Annotated in this window: 13 protein-coding genes and 1 pseudogene; 9 read left to right on the forward strand and 5 right to left on the reverse strand. The window is 63.8% G+C overall.

Features of this window, described 5'->3' with window-relative positions; translation table 11 throughout:
• Positions 1-398: 398 nt before the first annotated feature.
• Positions 399-2,045, forward strand: coding sequence for a phospholipase D-like domain-containing protein (locus tag PCO31010_RS06305; RefSeq protein WP_150663540.1), 1,647 nt, complete (start codon positions 399-401; stop codon positions 2,043-2,045).
• Between the two features lie 125 nt (positions 2,046-2,170).
• On the opposite strand, the gene PCO31010_RS06310 is transcribed toward PCO31010_RS06305, so the two are convergent.
• The 4 genes from PCO31010_RS06310 to PCO31010_RS06325 all read right to left on the reverse strand — a co-directional run bounded on the left by PCO31010_RS06310 (position 2,171) and on the right by PCO31010_RS06325 (position 7,255).
• Positions 2,171-4,696, reverse strand: a complete 2,526-nt coding sequence (locus PCO31010_RS06310) for a TonB-dependent siderophore receptor (protein ID WP_150663541.1) — start codon at positions 4,694-4,696, stop codon at positions 2,171-2,173.
• Positions 4,697-4,844: 148 nt separating this feature from the next.
• On the reverse strand, positions 4,845-5,855 hold the full coding sequence (locus PCO31010_RS06315; RefSeq protein ID WP_246184485.1) for a FecR domain-containing protein: 1,011 nt from the start codon (positions 5,853-5,855) through the stop codon (positions 4,845-4,847).
• The gene (locus PCO31010_RS06320) at positions 5,852-6,376 is read right to left on the reverse strand and encodes a sigma-70 family RNA polymerase sigma factor (RefSeq protein WP_150663542.1); all 525 of its coding nucleotides are present in this window, start codon (positions 6,374-6,376) and stop codon (positions 5,852-5,854) included. The genes PCO31010_RS06315 and PCO31010_RS06320 overlap by 4 nt, the downstream gene beginning before the upstream one ends.
• Positions 6,377-6,541: 165 nt before the next feature.
• The gene (locus PCO31010_RS06325; protein ID WP_150663543.1) at positions 6,542-7,255 is read right to left on the reverse strand and encodes a M24 family metallopeptidase; all 714 of its coding nucleotides are present in this window, start codon (positions 7,253-7,255) and stop codon (positions 6,542-6,544) included.
• 256 nt (positions 7,256-7,511) lie between these two features.
• On the opposite strand from PCO31010_RS06325, the gene PCO31010_RS06330 reads away from it, so the two are divergent.
• Positions 7,512-8,477, forward strand: a complete 966-nt coding sequence (locus PCO31010_RS06330; RefSeq protein ID WP_373275423.1) for a GlxA family transcriptional regulator — start codon at positions 7,512-7,514, stop codon at positions 8,475-8,477.
• A gap of 96 nt (positions 8,478-8,573) precedes the next feature.
• On the opposite strand, the pseudogene PCO31010_RS27175 reads toward PCO31010_RS06330, so the two are convergent.
• Positions 8,574-8,728 (reverse strand): annotated as a pseudogene (locus PCO31010_RS27175) (integrase core domain-containing protein); the annotation flags it as partial.
• A 378-nt stretch (positions 8,729-9,106) separates the two neighbouring features.
• On the opposite strand from PCO31010_RS27175, the gene wecB reads away from it, so the two are divergent.
• The 7 genes from wecB to PCO31010_RS06370 all read left to right on the forward strand — a co-directional run bounded on the left by wecB (position 9,107) and on the right by PCO31010_RS06370 (position 19,510).
• Entirely contained in the window at positions 9,107-10,264 is a 1,158-nt protein-coding gene (gene wecB / locus PCO31010_RS06340) for a non-hydrolyzing UDP-N-acetylglucosamine 2-epimerase (protein WP_150663545.1), read from the forward strand.
• 91 nt (positions 10,265-10,355) lie between these two features.
• Positions 10,356-12,623 (forward strand): cellulose biosynthesis cyclic di-GMP-binding regulatory protein BcsB, encoded by a 2,268-nt coding sequence (locus tag PCO31010_RS06345; protein WP_246184486.1) that lies wholly within the window; start codon positions 10,356-10,358, stop codon positions 12,621-12,623.
• A gap of 19 nt (positions 12,624-12,642) precedes the next feature.
• Entirely contained in the window at positions 12,643-14,349 is a 1,707-nt protein-coding gene (locus tag PCO31010_RS06350; RefSeq protein WP_150663546.1) for a glycosyl transferase family protein, read from the forward strand.
• The gene (locus PCO31010_RS06355) at positions 14,346-16,574 is read left to right on the forward strand and encodes an NfrA family protein (protein ID WP_150663547.1); all 2,229 of its coding nucleotides are present in this window, start codon (positions 14,346-14,348) and stop codon (positions 16,572-16,574) included. The genes PCO31010_RS06350 and PCO31010_RS06355 overlap by 4 nt, the downstream gene beginning before the upstream one ends.
• A 16-nt stretch (positions 16,575-16,590) precedes the next feature.
• Positions 16,591-17,292, forward strand: coding sequence for an alginate O-acetyltransferase AlgF (locus PCO31010_RS06360; RefSeq protein WP_150663548.1), 702 nt, complete (start codon positions 16,591-16,593; stop codon positions 17,290-17,292).
• Between the two features lie 116 nt (positions 17,293-17,408).
• On the forward strand, positions 17,409-18,392 hold the full coding sequence (locus PCO31010_RS06365) for an alginate O-acetyltransferase AlgX-related protein (protein WP_150663549.1): 984 nt from the start codon (positions 17,409-17,411) through the stop codon (positions 18,390-18,392).
• Positions 18,393-18,427: 35 nt separating this feature from the next.
• On the forward strand, positions 18,428-19,510 hold the full coding sequence (locus PCO31010_RS06370) for an alginate O-acetyltransferase AlgX-related protein (protein WP_246184487.1): 1,083 nt from the start codon (positions 18,428-18,430) through the stop codon (positions 19,508-19,510).
• The last annotated feature ends 82 nt before the right edge of the window (positions 19,511-19,592 follow it).

A 19,592-nucleotide genomic window follows, 5' to 3' on the forward strand; every position in this document is an offset into this window, starting at 1 on the left:
TCAACAGTTTTTTTCGCTTTCTTCGTTCGTCGCCGTAGCGACTCACAAGCTTCAAAACCACTAACCACCGGGCTTTGCGGCCCGTCGCTTCAACCTCGTCGCTGCTTTCGCTGCGTCGCTGTCGTTGCGAGAGACGGAATATTAGTGAAAACCCGGAACGCTGGCAAGCACTTTGTGAAAATAATTTGAAAAGGGCAAAAAAAGGCCCGCGTCGTGAGCGGGCCAAGATCCATGGGACAGGACACATGGAGGAGACGAGTTCACTGTATCCGGGCCACCCCGGGCGACGCAACGAATGAAATCGCATATGCTTCCTGAAAGCTTTCCTATATGGAAAGGCGAGGCCTGCGTCGCAGTCTCCGTGCGTTCCCCTCTATCTCTATATAAGAGCGTTTGAGATGTTCCTAGCGCGCGCCCTTCTGTCTTGCCTCGTCCAGCCGTTTCGCCGTTGGCGCATCGCGACGCTCATTCCGCTCGCCATCCTGGCGGGGGCTTGCACGTCAGTACGTCCGCCGCCGGAGCCATCGCCGTGGACATCCCACACGCCAGCCGCCAAGCCCGGTGAACTGGCCACCGCCCTCGCCCCCGCCATTCGCACACATCCGGGCCAATCCGGCTTCCAGTTGCTCTCGACGGGTTCCGCCGCCTTCACCACGCGTCTCGCGCTCGTTCAGTCTGCCCAGCACAGTCTCGACGTGCAGTACTACAGTGCGGGCGAGGACATCACCGGCCGTCTGCTGCTCCAGTCGCTGATCTACGCGGCCGATCGCGGTGTGCGTGTGCGCATGCTGGTCGATGACATCAACCGTCGCCACACCGACCCGGCCTTCGCCGCGCTGGACCAGCATCGCAACATCGAGGTCCGGGTCTTCAACCCGTTCGGCACCCGCGACACCACGCTACTCGAACGGGCGGGCAACCTCCTCACTCAGTTCGACCAGCTCAACCGCCGTATGCACAACAAGGCGCTGATCGCAGACAACCAACTAGCGATCGTCGGTGGCCGCAATCTGGGAGACGAATACTTCGACGCCAATCCCGATCTCTCCTTCCGCGATTTCGACCTCTTGTGCGCCGGACCGGTGGTCGAGGCCGTCTCCCGAAGCTTCGATCACTTCTGGACGAGTCCCCAGTCATACCCCCTCAAGCAGGTCCAATCGAAGATCGACAAGGAGACGCTGGACGCCACGCGCGACGCCCTCGCCCAACACTGGCACGACGCCGAGAATGTCCCCGCCGGGCACGAAGCGCTGAACCAGCCGTCCCTCGCCGCCGGACTTCGCGACGGCACGGTCCCACTCTTCTGGGCGCCTGCCGAACTCGCCGCCGACACTCCGGACAAACTCGACGCCCCCGCCACCGAAACCCAAAGCGCCCCGGCCGACAAACTCCGCCAGCTCGCCGCCAAGGCGCAAAGCGAGGTGCTGATCATCTCGCCCTACTTCGTGCCACTGGATGGCGGCGTCCGGTTCCTGTCGACGCTGGCGCAACGCGGCGTCAAAGTCCGCGTGCTGACGAACTCGCTGGCGGCGACCGACGTCGTCCCCGTCCACGCGGGATACGCGCGCTACCGTCCGGCCCTGCTGCAAGCAGGTATCGAACTGTACGAATTCAAGCCAATCCGCTCCGATAACGGCGAACGCCCCACGCGACGCGTCACGTTCGGCGGGTCATCGAAGGCGAGTCTGCACGGCAAGGCGTACGTGATCGACCGGCGCGACGTCGTCCTCGGCTCGTTCAACCTCGACCCTCGTTCGGTGCGCCTGAACACCGAACTGGCGATCGTCATCCACAGCCCCGAATTCGCCGAGCGTATGGCACGCATCTTCGACCAGGCGACGTCGCCGCGCAGCAGCTTCCGGGTCGAGCTGGCGCCGCCGGGCACAGCGCCGCCCACACCGACGCCACCGACAATGCCCGCACTTCGCTGGGTCGGCGAGGAGAACGGCAAGCCGCGCATCTTCGACGTAGAACCCTACGCGACCTTCAGCCGCAACGCCGTCGCGGGCGCGTTCACGCTGCTTCCGAGCGACGACTTGCTCTGAGTACCGACCGTCAGTCGGCACGACGGCGACGCACCGACTCGGTGGACGAAAAACCGCCGCCCCGGCCTCCCGGGTGCGGCGGTTTCTATATATAGAGACGACGGAATGCCAGCCTGCGCCGTCGCTCAGAACTCGAACGTCGCCGACAACGTTGCGGAGCGTGCGTCGCCGATGGCCACCACCGTCTGGCTGACACTCGACGGGTAGTAGGTCTTGTTGAACACGTTCTTCACGTTGAGCTGATAGTGAACGGGATGCCGTCCGATCTTCGTGTCGTACGTCGCGAACACATCAGCGACGAAGTACGCGGGCAGCGTAAAGCTGTTCGCCGAATCACCCGGGCGCGCCCCGATGTATCGCCCCACCGCTCCGAGGCGCAAGTTGCCGCTCCCATCGCCCAGCACCGGCCCCCAGTCATACACCCCTGCCAGCGACGCCGTATGCCGTGCCGCATTGACCAGCGTGTTGCCGGTGTACATCGGATCGTCGGTGATCTTCGCATCGATGAATGCGTAGCTCGCGATCACGTTCCAGCGCTGCCCGATGCGTCCCGACACATCCAGCTCGACGCCCCGCGAGCGCGCCGCCCCGGAGGTGCGCCAGTCCAGCGTACTGCTCCCGGGCACCGCCTGCGACACGAGCACGTTGCGCTTGTCGATGTTGAACACCGCAAGGTTGCCGCTCAGCCCGTTCGGCATGTCGAGCTTCGCCCCGACCTCGTACGACTTCGCGTGCTCGGGTGCGACGTTCGAGTCGATGACCACGCCCGTCGACAACGGCGCAATGGTGGACGTCGGCTTGAGCGACTCGGAATAGCTACCGTAGAACGACAGATACTCCCGAGCCTTATAGACAACGCCCGCGCGCGGCAGCCACTTCGAGTCGCTGATGTTCGTGTTTGCCTTGAACGGCCGCCCCTTGCCTGCGACCTGGCTATACGTCAGCAACCGCACGCCACCGACGACAATCCAGCGATCGGTCAGATGGATGGCGTCCTGGAAGAACAGCGAAGCGTCGTGCAGCGTATCGGTCTGATCGCTATCGGCGGCAGACACCGTACTCGGGATCACCTCGCAGCCGTACACCGGATTCAGATAGGAGAACGTGCACTTCGCGGCCTGACGCAGCAGATCGCGCCGATAAATACGTCGATACTCCCAGTCTCCGCCGAATTGCAGGTCGTGACGCATGCCTGCGAGCGTCACCTTGCCGTCGAGATACGCCGTACCGAAGCTGTCGGTGCTGTCCGAGCCGAGCGTACCGTCATTACTGCGCGAGACGATCCCCGTCGTGGAATTCACGCCGGTAATGCGCAACTGCCCCGCGTCGTACGTCTCGGTGTTGTAGCTGTAGCCGAAGTGCGCCTTCCAGTCCGGATTGAACTGATGGTCGACGGTGATCTGCGCCAGATGGGACTGCCCGGCCATTTCGTTGTGGACGTCATCCAGACGCTCCCGTGCCGAAATCGCCAGCGGCCGGTTCGTCTTCGGGTCCAGCGCGGTGCCCCGGTCGAACGGGGTCAGAAAGTTACGGTACTCGTAGGAGGCGACGACCTGCGTATCGCGTCCGTAATAGGCGAGCGTCGGAGCGACGAGTGTCTCACGCTGCGAACCGAAGACGCGCCAGTACTGCTGATTGTTCTGATCGACGACCAGCCGGTAAGCCAGTCCCGAATCACCGATCGGTCCGGTCGTATCGAGCGTCTCCTCGACGCCGTTCTTACCGTGCCCATAGGTCGTGCCCGCCACGCTCACTGCGGTGTAAGGCTTGAGCAGGGGACGCTTGCTCACCACGTTGATCACGCCGCCGGGGTCCATGATCCCGTAGAGCAGCGACGTCGGCCCCTTGAGCACTTCGACCGAATCCGCGTTCGCGTTCAGTCCGCGGCCCTGCACGAGCGGCATACCGTTGTGCATGATTGAGCCGTCGCGATTGCCGCCGAAGCCGCGCTTGAGCAGCGTGTCCTGCGTACTTGCCAGCGTATTGCCCTGCACGATGCCGCTGACATTGATCAGCGCCTCGTCGAGCGTGCGGGCACGCTGGTCGGCGAGCACCTGACGCGGCACCACGTTGATGGCCTGGGGGATGTCGAGGATCGGGGTGTCCGAGCGTGTGACGTTCGCGTCCACCGGCAGACGGTAGGCATCGGACCACGCCTGACCTTGCACGTGGGTCGTCGGCAGTGCGACGTCTCCCGAACCGCCACCGGCGGCCAACGTCGCAGCCGCCGGGGCCGCCTGTGGCACGAGCGTGTAACCGGCCCCTTGCGGCGCCGCCGTCAGTCCGGTGCCCGCGAGCATCTGACCGAACGCCCCCGGCACATCGAAGCGGCCTTGCACGCCGGGACTCTGACGCCCCGCCGTCAGGGCAGGCGTGTACGTCAACAAGATGCCCGCTTCGCGTCCGAAGCGCGTGAGCACCGCGTCGAGCGCGCCCGCCGGGATGTCATAAGCCCGTGCAGCGGCAGCGACTTTGGCCGTCACGGGTGCCTGATCGGACGTCTGCGCATGAGCGACGCCCGCACCAAACGTCGAAGCGAACGACGCAAACGTCAGCGCGACGCCAGCGCAGACGCGGCGTCGACGCAACCCGGTAGCAGTGGATGGCAGGGCACGCGATAGTTCGGGGAATGCGGGTAAAGCGACGGCCATGATGTGAGATCTCGTTCAGGCAATGGAGAGAAGGTTTCACTTCCCTTGTCACGCGAGACCGGCAAATCAGCTCACTGACCGTAAAGAAATTTGAAAAAGAGGGCGGGACGTTCGCCAACGAGTACTCAGGCGTGGTGCGTCCGGCTGCTCATCCGCGAGGTCCGACCGTCGCCCAGTACCGCGTGACGGAAGACACCGATACGGGCAATGCGTGCGGCAGCACGCCGAGAATGGCGTCGATGTCGGCCAGCGGATAGGTGCCGGAGACGCGCAGCGACGCCACCGCCGGATCGCACCGCAAATAGCCGCGCCGATAGCGCGACAGCTCGGCGAGGAAAGCGTCGAGCCGCATGTCGACGGCGACGAGCATGCCGTCGGCCCACGCGCCGTCACCATCCGCCAGCGGCAGCGCCGCCTCGACGCCGCTGGCGTTGAACGTCGCCTGCTCGCCTGCGTGAACGATCCGCACGCTCGCAGTGTCGGTTGAGGACGTACCTTTCGGTGTCACGCGCACGGCGCCTTCGAACACTTGCACGGAGGCGTCGCTGCGTCCGTCGATCTGACCATCGATCTGACGCGCGACGAAACGCGTTCCCAGCGGCTGGAGCGTGCCGTGTGCCGTGGCGACGATCAGCGGCCGGGGCGGTACGTGCGTCACGTCCTTGCCGGTCGTCACCATGATTTCGCCTTCGACGAGACCGATGCGTCGCACGTCGCCGTCCATCGACAAACGCACGGCGCTGCGAGTATTGAGAACGAGCGTCGTGCCGTCGGACAGACGCAGTGTGCGTCGCTCGCCCGCCCCGGTGCGCGCATCGGCGCGCAGCCATTGCACCGCCATCGGATCACTGGCGACCCACGCGCCGGTGCCGACGAACAGCGCGCCGACGATGGCCTTCACCGCCATACGGCGTCCGCGCGAGCGGGGTGCGCGCAGCGCGGCCTGCGCAACGGCCGCCCCCAACGTGCCCGACACGTGACGCATACGGCGGTCGGCGTTCTCGATATGAAGCCACGCACGCTCGTGCTCCGGATTCGCCGCCCGCCAGCGCGCGCATGCGGTGCGCAACGTCTCGGTGGCGTCGCCGCTTTGCAGCGTCACCCACCACTCGACGGCTTGCTGGGCAATCGTCGCGTCGAAAGTCGCGGAGCGCGTCACGCCGTCTCCATCGCGAAGAAACACTGCGTGCCCGCGCGCACGAGATGACGTTTCACCGTCGCCAGTGAAATGCCGAGTTCGGTGGCGATTTCGGGATACGTGAGGCCGTCGAGTTGCGCCAGCAGGAAGGCGCGTTTGACGAGGGGCGGCAGACCATCGAGACAACGGTCGATTTCGAGCAACGTCTCCAGCACGATGGCGCGCTCTTCGGGAGACGGAGCAAGGCCTTCGGGTTGTTGCGCGAGGGCGTCGAGATAGGCGCGCTCGATCTGCTCGCGTCGCCAGTAGTTATAGAGGACGCGCTGCGCGACGGTCGTCAGGAACGCGCGCGGCGACGCCAGCTGGCGTGGCGGATCGCGCTCCAGCAGACGGACAAAAGTGTCATGCGCGAGATCGGCCGCGCGATGCGAACAGCCGGTCTTGCGATGCAGCCAGCCATGAAGCCAGCCGTGATGATCGTTGTAGAGTCCCCGCAGCGTACCCAGCGAAGTGTCGCGCTGCAGCGTGTCGTCGGCGGGCATACGCCCCTCCTGTCCCCGGGCCAGGTGTGGCCGCAAGGCTCAGGCACCGTTTTGCAAATGAGAATCGTTCGCAGTATAGCAAACAAGTTTCACTGGCATGGGACGGACGGTGCGCCACCGTCGCTACGCGTGGCGCGTATGCGACAGCGGCATCCGGCGATGCACTTAGTAATAGGCGTCCTCAAGCAGCATGTCTTCGAAGAACGCACCGAAACGCTGCTGCGGGTCACGCAGGTGAATCTCCAGAATCCATCGCATGGCGGACGGCGTGGTCTCGAAGTCCGCCAGCGAGCCGGTGTGGATCGCGGCGTGAGGGAAGTCCGAGACACGGTGGCCGGGCAGGTCGAAATTCAGCGCCCAGCCCATACGGCGTGCGACGTCGGCGGCGTAGGCATAGAGCGCTTGTCCGGTCGATCCTTCGTGCTGCCACTTTTGGCGGACGTCATGAAACAGCGCCTCGGCGTCGCGGGCGCAGCGCTCGTACTCGTCATGCTGACCGACGACGAAGCTCGCACCGCCGTCGCCTTCCCAAGCTTCGAAACGCGGCGCAATGTCGATGAAGAAGAGATCGTTCTCGCCGAGCACGACGCCCGGCTCGGACGGCCGGCGCATCGGCTTGAGTGTGTTTTTGCCGAAGCGAACGCGCGTCGGGTGCCAGCTCAGCTCCAGACCTGCGGACGTCAGCACGCCCTTGGCCATCGCGACGGCGTCTTCCTCGACCATGCCGGGACGCACGTTCGCCGCGATGTCGCGAATCGCGGTGCGGGTCTTGTTACGGGCGGCGAGCATGCCGTCGACGGAGAACGCGGGGCCGACGCGCTCGGCCAGCGAGGCTTCGTCGGGATAACGGACGGCGGCGGAAGTCACTTGATTGGACATCGAATACCTCTCGGTGGATGCGGTTGTTCTGGGGGGCATGCGACGGGGTTGCCGTCGCTCAGAGCATTCTCGAACCGCCGCTACGCCGCGCCGGGCAACGCGAGCGGGTCGATCAGGCCAACCAGCGGCATCTTCGTGCCAGCGTCCGGCCGACATCTTGCCGATGAGTCGCTTTCTGCCAAAATGGGTCGCATCAACGCCAGTGTTTCCCTGTCGCTTTGCCCCAACCTGAACCGTCTTCCACCGAATCGTCATGATCCGTAACGTCGCCCTGCTGGTCTTTCCCGGCGTGCAATCGCTCGATGTGAGCGGGCCGCTGGACGTCTTCGCCGAAGCCAATCGCTTCCTGCTGCCCGGTGATCAGTACCAGACGGAGGTCATCGGCACGCAGCACGGGGCCATTGCCTGCTCGAACGGCATGGCGTTGCTGCCGCGACGTCACTATCAGGACGTCGGCGGACACGTCGATCTGCTGCTGGTGGCGGGCGGCCCGTCGCTGCTCACAGACGATCTCGGGCCGAACGTCTATCGCTGGCTGAGCGACATGGTCCCGCGTGCACGCCGCTACGGCTCGATCTGCAACGGCGCGCTGATCCTGGCGGCGGCGGGCCTGCTCGACGGCAAGCGCGTCACCACACACTGGAACGATGTGGACGTGCTGGCCGAGCGCGCCCCTGGTGCGAATATCGAAGTCGACCGGCTGTTCATTCAGGACGGGAGTCTGTACACGTCGGCGGGGGTGACGGCCGGGATCGATCTGTCGTTGCATCTGCTAGCGCAGGATCATGGGCAGGAGGTAGCACTGAACGTGGCGAAGCGTCTGGTCGTCTTCACGCAGCGCGCGGGCGGTCAGTCGCAGTTCAGTCCGTACCTGACGCCCTACGCCGAGCCGAACTCTCCCGTCGCACAGGTTCAGCATTACGTGCTGGAGCATCTGGCGGAGCCGTTGTCGGTCGGCGATCTCGCGGCAGTGGCGAAGATGAGCGTACGCAATTTCTCCCGCGTATTCGCACGCGACGCGGGTGTGACGCCAGCCGACTTCGTAAGCGCCGCCCGCGTCGATGCCGCGCGCGTCATGCTGGAGAACGGCAACGCGCCGCTCAAGACAGTGGCGTGGGAATGCGGCTTCGGCGACCCGCACAACATGCGCAAGGTGTTTCAGCGTCGCTTCGGCGTGTCACCGCAGCAGTATCGGGAGAATTTTGGGCAGCCGCAGGGGTAATTCCGCGCAGCCCCGCCAACAGCGCGCCTCATCCGTCGAACACATCGTCCCCATCCGACGGGACTGTGCGCCCGACCTTCCCGTGTCTCCAATCACCATCAGGTGATGGCTGATGTCTCGATGGGCTTGCGGTGCACTCGCGTATCTCACGTTAGGCACACATTCCGTTTCAATCTTCGGAACAGACGCTCCATCGGCGAGTTGTCCCAACAATTTCCGCGTCGGCTCATGCTTTGCTCAATCCGGTCGCGCCGAAAATGCCTAGCCGACGACGCGGCACATCCGCCAAAGACGGCCGCCACAGACTGCCGATTCAGATGTTCGAAACCTGGGGGACGACGAGGGGACGTTGGTCAATTAATATCCCGCTCGATTCAGTCGCGTTGTTAGAGAGCACAGAAAAATACGCGAAATAAGCGGAGAAATTGGGACGTCCTTGTACGCGGCAGCAAATGATCGACGGATGATTGTTGTTGCCACAAGGTTGCTTTTTAGGTAGTACGCCGATTCATTGAACAGTGTTAGCGTCGCCGTTCCATTCTCGTGTCAACTAGGCCGCGCGCGGCGGACCAAGTAAAAAGCGCTGCACCACGTGCGCGTCAAGCAGACTCTGAATGGAATGATGAACGATGAAAGTTCTGTCTATTTTCGGAACGCGTCCCGAAGCCATCAAGATGGCTCCGCTTGTGGCTGCCCTTGGCCAGGAAGCGAGCATTAAGAGCGTCGTATGTGTGACAGGTCAGCACCGCGAGATGCTCGACCAGGTCATGTCGTTATTCGATTTAACTTCGAAGTACGATCTTGGCGTGATGGTCCCGAACCAAACGCTCAATGGGTTGTTCGCGCGCGCGGTCGAACGAATTGACGCAGTACTCGAGGAAGAGAAGCCTGATTATGTGCTGGTACATGGCGATACCAGCACGGCGTCTGCTTGCGCGCTTGGCGCATTTCACCGTCGCATTCCCGTCGGTCACGTTGAGGCGGGGCTGCGCACGGGAGATCTTGCCAGGCCGTTCCCGGAAGAAATGAATCGTCGTGTGGTCGATGCGATCGGCGACTGGCTGTTTGCGCCTACAGCCACCTCCAAAGCCAACCTGCTACGCGAACACCTGCAGGGCCGCATCGCGGTGACCGGCAATACGGTGATCGACGCACTCGCCATCCTCACATCGCGCCTTCGTGACGATTCGCCGCTCTCGAAGGACGTCGCCAAGCGATACCCTTGGGTCGACACTCATCGCCGCATGCTGCTCGTGACGGGCCATCGCCGCGAGAGCTTCGGCGATGGTTTCAGAAACATATGCGCTGCGTTGGCCGACCTGGCCCGGCGCCGAGATTTGCAAATCGTCTACCCCGTGCACCTTAATCCGGCCGTACGCGACGTTGTGATGAGGGAGTTGTCCGGCTTCGACAACGTGCACTTGATCGATCCGCTTGATTATGTCGACTTCGTCTGGTTCATGCAGCGGGCATACATCATTCTCACGGACTCAGGGGGCGTGCAGGAAGAGGCCCCGTTTCTTGGCAGGCCAGTGCTGGTCATGCGCGACGTAACAGAACGGCCCGAAGCCGTCGAGGCTGGCACAGTCGCGCTGGTCGGTGCCCATCGCGAGCGGATTGTGTCGGGTGTGACACGCCTGCTCGACGACCTCGCGTATCACGCGTCGTTTTCGCGACGAATCAATCCTTACGGCGACGGTCACGCAGCCAAGCGTATCGTCGACGCACTGTGCGGACGCCCATTCGCGGAGTTCGATCCCTGCTGCGAGAGCGCCAACAATGTTTGAGTTCTCGAGCGTCATTTCCGCGGCAATGCAGGTGCCGTTACATTTCGTGATGTCGCCGTTGCGCAACGTCACGCCTATTCACGGAAGAGCCATGTCGTTGTCCAACCCTATGCCCCTCCAGAGTGTTCCCTCCCGCCAGCCTTTGCGCGCATTGCGCACGGTGCCCCGGGCAACTTCGACCCTGCTGTGCTGCGTGCTGGCCGCCGGTGTGTGGCTGCCTGGCATGGCGAACGCCAGTGCATTGGGCGACGGTATCCGGTCGCTGGGCACGGGGGCGAACCTCACGCGCAGCATTGCGCTGGCCGACCTGGGCATCACGGCGCCGGTCGTTCTCTCGGGCGACGCCAATCAGGACTTCTATCTGCCGGTCCCCAAGGGCCTGCCGCTCTCCGATGCGTCGATCTCGTTCGACGGCCGCTATCTGAAGGGCGAAAAAGGCCCGGCGTCGTTCGTGCTGTCCATCGACGGACAGCCGATGACTTCGCAATCGATGCCCGATGGTGACGGCCCGCTCCAGCGCACGCTCGCCGTGTCCTCGCGACCGCGTGAGAACGGTTTCGTGCGTCTCGGCGTGAACTGGCATTCGCGCACGGGCAACAACCGCTGCGAGCCGGACCAGTCGCTGGCTAACTCGGTGACGATCACGCCGCAGACGCGCCTGACGTATCGCGTCGATCAGAAGTCGGTGAGCAGCCTCGACGACGCGTGGAGCACGCTGCCGGGCTCGCCCGCACTGCTCGTTGCGTCGAAGACGCTCACGAAGGAAGCCTTCGACAGCGCTTGGCGTATCGGCGTGGCGCTCGAGCGAAACGGCAAGCGCGTGGTGGTGCGCGCACTGCCTGCCGTCGGAGACACGGTCGACACGCGCGACGTGGTCGTGCCCGCGGCGCTGGCCGGGGTGCCCGCGTTCGCCGCGATCAAGGACAACAACGCAGCCCACAAGCTGGCTAACGACGCCGAACTGGGCGCGCTGCTCGCTGTCGGCGCACCCGCCGTGAGCGGTGAAGTTGCTGTGGCCGATGCCGCGCTGCGCACGCGTCTGGTCGCCGCCCTCGACGCACTGCAAGCGCAACTGACCAACGACAGCGATGCTGCTGAGGCGTTCAAGACGTGGCGCACACAACGTGCCGCACTCGCCACGGAAACGTTGGGCGCGAAGCAGGTCCGCCTCGTGTCGATGGGCGCTCAGTCGGTCATCGCCATCGCGGGCGATGCCGGCGCCCAGGCCGCAGGTCTGTTCGACGACTCGCTGCGCCGGATCCTGCTAAGCAACAGCGTGAGCGCGCCGATCGCACACACGCCGGACATTGAGGACAAGCAAGTCGTGCGTCTGTCGAGCCTCGGCGGCTCATCCGACAGCTTCGACGTGCTCGCGCGCGGCGACTGGACGGTGAGCTTCCCGCTTTCCGCTGTGGCTTCGGGCGGACGCATGCCGGGCGAAATCTCGCTGTATCTGTCGGCGGCGCCAGGACCGGCGGCCTCCAAGCCGGTGGCGACCGTGTTCTGGAACGGCATTTTGCTTGCGGCCAAGCAACTGGATGCGAATGGCCATCCGGAGCAGCTCAAAGCGCGCGTGCCGGGCTATGCGCTCGGCGTGAACAACACCCTGCGCGTGTCGGTACAGCGGCAGCCGTATTCGGCCGACTGTAACGAGATTCCGCAGGCCTTCCCGGTCAATGTGTTGCCTGTAGCCAGTTATGTTCGCCCGGGCAAGGCCGAGCCGGACGGCACGTTCGTCGGGTTGCTGCCGCTCATGGCGGGCAACCCGCAACTGATCGTGCCGGAGCGCTATCTACAGTCGGCGCCGGATAACATTCGTCGCGTGATCGGCATTGCGGCCGCTAGCGGTCTGTCGCCGTCGCGCGCCGAACTGACGATCGCAGCTGCCGGCAAGAGCGTGAAACCGAGCAAGCCGTTCGTCGCGATGGAAGTGGCGGTCGAAGGCGCGAAGCCTTCGGCAGTCGTGACCGATCGTCAGCGTCTGGAGATCGGCGGCAAAGACGCCAAGTGGCTCGATATCACGGGGCTGCAACGTCTGTCGACCGCAGAAGTCGTGCGTGGCGATGGTCAGGACGGTCTGCTCTGGTACGCCATTGGCGAGACGAAGGCCGACGTGGGCGTGCCGTTCCTGCTCAATCGCGGCAACCTGGCGATTATCGGACCGACCGGTCCGGTGGCCTGGATCGACACAAGCAACCCGGACGCGAGCGAACCGCCGGGCGCCGGCGAGAGCGCGTTCTACGAATGGCGTCGTTACGTTTCGTGGGGCGTGCCGGGCATCGCCATCGTGTTGCTGGTCATGCTGCTGATTCTTGTGCTGGCGCTGCGTGCGGGCCGCAAGAAACCCGACAGCCATTGATCGGTAGAGACACGTCGCCGTGATCTCCTCGCTCTATTGGCCCTATCTGGTCGCCGACTATTACCACGCGCTGGAAATTGCCAGCGCGGTGGTCGGCATCGTCATTCTGCTCTCGAGCGCCGACGATCTGTTCGTCGATGCCTGGTACTGGGTGCGCCAGATCTACCGGTCGCTGTTCATCCGGCGACGCTACACGCCATTGCAGGCATCGCAACTGCGAGAGGTGCGTGAGCAGCCGCTCGCGATCATGGTGCCGGCGTGGCTGGAGTACGACGTGATTGCCGCCATGCTCGAGAGCATGGTGGGCACGCTCGAGTACAAGAACTACATGGTCTTCGTAGGCACGTATGCGAACGACGCGAAGACGAAGACCGAAGTCGAGCGCATGCGCAGGCGCTACCGCCAGCTTGTGCATGTACAGGTGCCGCACGACGGACCTACCTGCAAGGCGGATTGCCTGAACTGGATCGTCCAAGCGATCTTCAAGCAGAACCAGTCGCAGCCTGAGCCGTTCGCGGGCGTGATCCTGCATGACAGCGAAGATGTGCTCCACCCGTTGGAGCTGAAGTACTACAACTATCTGCTGCCGCGCATCGACTTCGTTCAGTTGCCGGTGACGTCGCTGGAGCGCGAGTGGTATGAACTCGTCGCGGGCACGTACATGGACGAGTTCGCCGAATGGCACACCAAGGATCTGGTGGTACGCGAAAGCCTGTCGAAGATGGTGCCGTCGGCGGGCGTGGGTACCTGCTTCTCACGCAAGGCGCTCGAAGAACTGGCAGCCGAGACGAATAACCAGCCATTCAATACCGACACGCTGACCGAGGACTACGACATCGGCGCGCGCCTGGCGCGCAAGGGGATGAAGCAGATCTTCGGCAAGTTCCCGGTCGAATACGTGGTCAAGCGCGCCGGGCTGTTCGGTTTCGGCAAGGAAAAAGTCTCCACGATTCGCATGCCGCTGGGCATTCGCGAGTACTTCCCCAACACGTTCAGGACAGCATATCGGCAAAAGGCTCGCTGGACGCTGGGCATCGGGCTGCAGGGCTGGGCGCAGGTCGGGTGGCAGGGATCGCTCGCCACGAAGTATCTGCTGTTTCGCGATCGTAAGGGGCTCGCGACATCGTTCATCGCCATTCTCGCCTATGTGCTGTTGCTGAACTTCCTTGTCTTCCTGATCGCCGACAAGATGGGCTGGTGGACGATCTACTATCCGTCGGTATTTCCGCCGGGTGGATGGCTTGTAACCCTCATGGGGATCAATGCCTTCGCGCTGGCGCTGCGCGTAATTCAGCGCAGCTACTTTGTGTTTCATATGTACGGCTGGGAGCACGCGTTGCTTGCCATGCCGCGCATGGTGATCGGCAACTTCATCAACGCTATGGCCGCCGCGCGCGCCTGGCGCCTGTTCATCGTCCACCTTGTGACGGGCAAGCGACTGGTGTGGGACAAGACGATGCACGACTTTCCCACGACCGATCAGCTCACGCAGCAGCGTCAGCGTCTGGGCGAATTGTTGATGTCCTGGCAGGCCATTGACGAGACGAAGCTGGCCTATGCACTGGATGTGCAAAAGCGCGAAGGCCGTCCGCTTGGCGAGATTCTCGTCGAGCAGGGGTGGCTGGACGAAGCCACACTGCACGAAGCGATTTCATTTCAGCAAGGTGTTCCGGGGCTTCCGTCACCTGACGCAGAACCCCATATTTCAAGTAGCGCGGCCACATGACGTTCTTCTCCCGCACCCTTTGCTACACAGCCGTGTTAGCCAGTCTTTCGGCCGGCGCGGTTGCGGCACCCGCCAGCGCGGCGCGCGCCGAAGTCCCGCTGGAAGGCGAGGCGTGGCAGTTCGGAGACGCTGCTTTCAAGGCGTATAACCGTAAGGACTACGCCGCTGCCCAGGCGCAGGCCGCGAAAGCATTGGCTTTACGGCCGGACGTCACGCGCCTGTGGTTGTTGCGTGTCTACGCCTTGCAGAACATGGGGCGTACGAAGCAAGCGCTTGACGTCACGGAGCAGGCACTGGCACAAGGGCACCGGGATCCGGCACTAAGCGCGGCACGAGATAACCTGCGTATCGCACTCGCCCCCAAGGCCAGTGGCGGCAAGGGCGGCACAATGCAGTCCCCGGCGTATAAGGCGGGAGATGCGGCTTACAAGGCCTATGCTGCCGGCCGTTATGACGAGGCCGAGCGCAACGCTCGTGAGTCATTGCGCTACGAGCCGAACAGCGCGGGCATGCGCAGTCTGTTGATCTATTCGCTGGAGCGTCAGGACAAGGCGCAAGCGGCCGCCGACGAAGCAGATGCAGCACTACGTCTCACGCCGAGCGACGAAGCCCTTCAGGCGCTGCGCGACCGTATGCATCGCCGGCTGGCCACGGCGCCTGCGCTGGCCGCGTGGGACGCGTATCGCGAGCGCGACTACGTCAAGGCGGTCGGGCTGGCGCGCCAGGCCGTTCGTCAGGCACCCGACGTGCAGAGTTATCGCTACCTGCTGACCGGGGCCTTGCTGAGCGAAGGACAATACGCCGAGGCTGACGCCGCCGCTTCGGACGCGCTCTCGCAAGACGGGGAGGACGCACTTTCGCTCGCGATGCGCGGCTTCGCCCGCCAGAAACTCGATCGTCCGGACGACGCTCGCAAGGATTTCGACAAGGCAGTGGCGCAGGACTGGCTCTCGGAGCAGCAGCTCGCGAGCGTTAAACGCATTGCCGCCGACACCCAGCAACGCACGGGCCGACCGCGTGCGCGTAGCGCCGCGGATGAAGCGCCGGTGGTCTTCTGCACGTCTGACTCGCAGGACGTACTTTGCAACCTTCTGCCTGCCGGTTCGAGCCTGGCGGGTGCGGGGCCCGGGTACGAAGCCGCGTCGCAGGCGTATGCATCGATGGCCAGGAAGGACTATGACGCAGCGGCCAAAGCGGCTCGCGAGGCACTCGACGCCGCACCGGATAACCTCGCGTACCGTCTGCTGCTCGTCAACGCGCTGAGTCTCGCGGGGCGCAAGCGCGAGGCGCGGGAGGTTTATGCCCCGATTGCGACGTCGGGGAGCGAGGTGCCGCCCGAGAGTCTGCTCGACGCGGCTTACAGTGCGCAGCGCCTCTATGACAACAAGCAGGCGAGCTACTGGTTCTCGCGCGCGATCGACGCGGCGGATGACGGCCAGATCGAACTGGAACCGCAAGCGCGCCAGAACGTGCGTCAGGCCGTATCGGACCTGGATCGCACGTGGGGTTTCAACGCCGCGCTCGGGTACGGCACGGTCGGTGTCATGAACTCGGCCTTCGCGCCTTCGCTCAGCGCTCGCAAGACCCTGCAGTCGTCGCAAGAAATCTTCTGGCGCCCGCCAGTGATAGGCAACCGCGACGGCAGCACGTTCGAGCTGTATGCGCGGATGAATCAAGCGCTCTATGACGGCACCGGCGGTGTTACCGGACTCTCGACAAATCAGGGCGTGCTGGGCGCACGTTGGAAGCCGTTCGGTCGGCAGAATTTCGTGTTCGCGGTGGAGAAATTCATCCCTCTGGGCAGCAACAGCCGGACCGACTGGCTGCTGCGGGCCGCGTGGTCGGAAGGGGAAGGCGGGAGCCTGCGTGTCGACAAATCGAACTGGCAGTACTGGCAGTTGTACGCGGAAGGCGACTACTTCATCGATCATCCGCAAACGCTGGGCACTGCCGAAGCGCGCTATGGCCGGGCTTTTCGCATGGACAGCATCGACAGCAACCTCGTCGTCACACCTTATCTGGGCGCCACGGCCGGTTTCGACAGTCTGCTCGCGCAGCGCTTCACGATGGGTGTTGGCCCGGGCCTGACCGCACGCTGGTGGTTCCGCGAGGACAAATATCATGCGCCGCAATCGTTCATCGATCTGAACGTACAGTATCGCGTGCGCATCGCAGGCGACGATCGCTCTCAGGGCATTTTCGCCGGTCTCTATTTCTCATATTGAAGACGTGATAACAACCATGTTCGGATTCCTCAAACGCGTACCGTGCGCAAACCGGGCACTCGCCGCAACGGCGCTGGCGACGGTCGGTCTCCTGGCGCACGCCGCGCCCGCCGATGACATCGCCAAGCTGTATGCGTTGCCGCCCGAAGGATCGGTCTACGTGCGCGTGCTCAACGCGAGCAACGTGGCAGTCAACGTGCAATTGGGTGCTGGCGCGAAGGCCGAATCGCTCGCCGCGGACCACAAGATCGTGTCCGACTATCGCGTGTTGCCCGGCGCTCAGGCGTATACGCTCAAGGTCAACGGTCGCGCGGTGGAGGTGGCGGGCAAGTCGCCGAAGGGCGGTTTCGTGACGCTGGTTATCGACGGCTCGCACGCCAGTGCACCGGCCAGGGCAATCGTTGATGAGAGTCCTGCGGCCGATGGGCTGAAAGCGGAACTCGCGGCATACAATCTCGTGCCCGGCTGCCTGGCCAAAATCGGTGTGGCTAACGGTCCGACGGTCTTCCCGGGTGTGGCTGATGGCGCACGCAACGCGCGTGCCATCAATCCGGTGTCGGCCTCGCTGGTCGGGTCGTGCGCGGATCATGCTTCTGCGCCGCTGGCGCTGCCGGCGCTCAAGGGCGGTGACCGCTACAGCGTGTTCCTCGTGGGAACGACGCAAGCGCCCGTGCTGGTCGGTGCGACGAATCGGACGCAACCCTATCGCGCCAACTGAGGTGAATATCGAGGCTCCTGTGCGCGCGCTGCGCAGCCGGTCTCGGAGAACCGGACGCCGCCGCGGAGCGGTCGCATGTCAGCGCCAGAACACGACAATCCTTCTTCGTAAGCATTATGAAAATCAACGCTGATTTCCCGGGATTCGCCCGGAAACTGCTGTCCGGCCTGATGATTGCCGGGGCATGCCTGGCGGCCACGAGTGCGCACGCGCAAGCGGTGCTCATCGGCAAGGACGATTGGCTGTTCTACGCTCAGGACAACATGACCGACGCAGGCCGCGCCGGCATCGACAACTCCGTCAATTTGATGCGCGCCGCGCGTGATGCGCTCAAGGCAAAAGGTATCGGACTGGTGGTGGTAGTGGCCCCACTGAAGGCTCGCTTTTACGAAGACAAGCTTCCCGCAGGTACGGCAATCGCCCCCGCCGTGCGCGAGCGCTACGCGCAGATCATCGACAGCCTGCGTCGCGCGGATATTCAGACAGTCGATCTGATGCCCGTACTCAAGAGCGTGGAGCACGACGACCAGACCGCCTTCTTTCAGAAGGATTCGCACTGGACGGCCTGGAGCGCTGAAGCCGCTGCCGCCGCGACCGCTGAAGTCATCAAGAAGAACTGGACGCTTACCGGCCAGGCAGGCACAGGTAAGAAGCTGGGGCACTGGATCAAGGAGCGCCGCTTCGCGGACTTTGCCGAGCTGATGACGGCTGCGCAGCGCAAGGCCGTGGGCCAGGAGATTTATGTCGTGCGCTCCAACAAAGCCGATGAAGGTGGTCTGCTCGACGACGCGGCATCGCCCGTACATGTCGTCGGCAATAGCTTTGTCCAGCCATATCTGGGCTTCCCGCAGGCGCTGTCGGCGGACATCGATCGGCGCGTAGGCCTGACCTGGAAATATGGCAACTTCGGCCCGTGGGCCGTATTCGCTCAGTACCTTGAGTCGCCGGCGTTCCAGCAGGCGCGTCCGCAAGTCGTCGTGTGGCAGCTCAATGAAGTCCAGATGCTGTACGGCCCGAATACGAGCGGGCAGTGGGACGCAGCATCACTTATGACCGACGCTGCATGGCGCGACCGCGTCGCGGCCGCCATCGCCAAGTAACGCATATGAGTTTGTCGACTTCTTCGCGAGATGCGGTGGCGACACCGCCCGCGGCGACCTCCCATCTCCTGAGCGCCTTGTGCTTCGGGATGTTGATGGTCCTGGGGCTGATCTACGGCGTGTACGAGTCATCCAAGGCTGGGCTCGGTGACTACACGCCGAAAGCATGGCTGGACGGCACGGCGGGCAAACGTCTGGATACAACGCTGGCGCTACCGTACCGCGAACCGGTTGAAACCGCCGATGCGGCGTTGCGCTACGTGGCGTTGGGTCAACTCGGCACGCAGGTGCAGCAGGGCTGCCCCGGATGGCTGTTCTACACCGATGGCGTGCGTGCGCCGGTTGCCGACGTGCGTGCCGAGATCGGCAAGCGAATTGCGCTGATGAAGCAGCTCGCGGGCCGGCTGCGTGCCGCAAATGTGCAGGTGTTGGCAGTGACGGTGCCGGATAAGTCGCGTATTGCCGCGAATGCGCTGTGCGGCCTGACGCGTCCTGCGGACACGATGATGGGCATGACGATGTGGCAGCAGGCCCTTTCAGATGCCGGAGTTCCTCACGTCGATCTGATGCAACTGCTTGCATCGATGCCTGACGCTTTCTACCGAACCGACGTTCATATGAATCAGACGGGGGCAGCCGCCGCGGCGCAGGCAGTCGCCCGGGCTGCGCTTGCGTTACTGGGGCAGAAGGGTTCGTTACGCTACGACGTGTCGCGCGCGCCGCGTGCCGAGCCGCGCGTCGGTGACTTGCTGGTGCTCGCGGGGCTGGGCAAGGCGCCGGACGGCTGGCGCCCGGCGCCGGACAGCTACGTGCCGGAGACCTTTACGTTGCCCGCAAGCGGAGGCTTGCTCGACGACGGTCCACCTGTTGAAGTTTTGCTCGCCGGCAGTTCGAATTCCCGCCGAAGCAACTTCGCCGAGCAGTTGGGGCAGGCGCTCGGCCAACCGGTATGGAATCAGAGTCGCGACGGCGGCAAGTTCGCCGACGCGCTCGTTCACACCATGCAGGATCGTGATCGCTGGCCGAAGAGCCTGAGGCTTGTGATCTGGGAGATGTCGGAGATGTCGCTGCTCCAGCCGTTGACCGAGCAGGAGAAATCGCTGCTGCAGGGTGGCTAGCGCATGAACACGACGTCGGCGGCACAGAAGCGCAAGTTCCGACGTATCGATACGGACCCACGCTGTGCGGGTAGGCCCTGTC

It is taken from the genome of Pandoraea commovens, assembly GCF_902459615.1.
GTDB classification, from domain to species: domain Bacteria; phylum Pseudomonadota; class Gammaproteobacteria; order Burkholderiales; family Burkholderiaceae; genus Pandoraea; species Pandoraea commovens.

Coding starts and splice junctions, on each gene's coding strand:
- PCO31010_RS06360 (WP_150663548.1), top strand. CDS start 16,591: ATGTTCGGATTCCTCAAACGCGTACCGTGCGCAAACCGGGCACTCGCC.
- PCO31010_RS06365 (WP_150663549.1), top strand. CDS start 17,409: ATGAAAATCAACGCTGATTTCCCGGGATTCGCCCGGAAACTGCTGTCC.
- PCO31010_RS06310 (WP_150663541.1), bottom strand. CDS start 4,696: ATGGCCGTCGCTTTACCCGCATTCCCCGAACTATCGCGTGCCCTGCCA.
- wecB (WP_150663545.1), top strand. CDS start 9,107: ATGAAAGTTCTGTCTATTTTCGGAACGCGTCCCGAAGCCATCAAGATG.
- PCO31010_RS06355 (WP_150663547.1), top strand. CDS start 14,346: ATGACGTTCTTCTCCCGCACCCTTTGCTACACAGCCGTGTTAGCCAGT.
- PCO31010_RS06325 (WP_150663543.1), bottom strand. CDS start 7,255: ATGTCCAATCAAGTGACTTCCGCCGCCGTCCGTTATCCCGACGAAGCC.
- PCO31010_RS06320 (WP_150663542.1), bottom strand. CDS start 6,376: ATGCCCGCCGACGACACGCTGCAGCGCGACACTTCGCTGGGTACGCTG.
- PCO31010_RS06345 (WP_246184486.1), top strand. CDS start 10,356: ATGTCGTTGTCCAACCCTATGCCCCTCCAGAGTGTTCCCTCCCGCCAG.
- PCO31010_RS06305 (WP_150663540.1), top strand. CDS start 399: ATGTTCCTAGCGCGCGCCCTTCTGTCTTGCCTCGTCCAGCCGTTTCGC.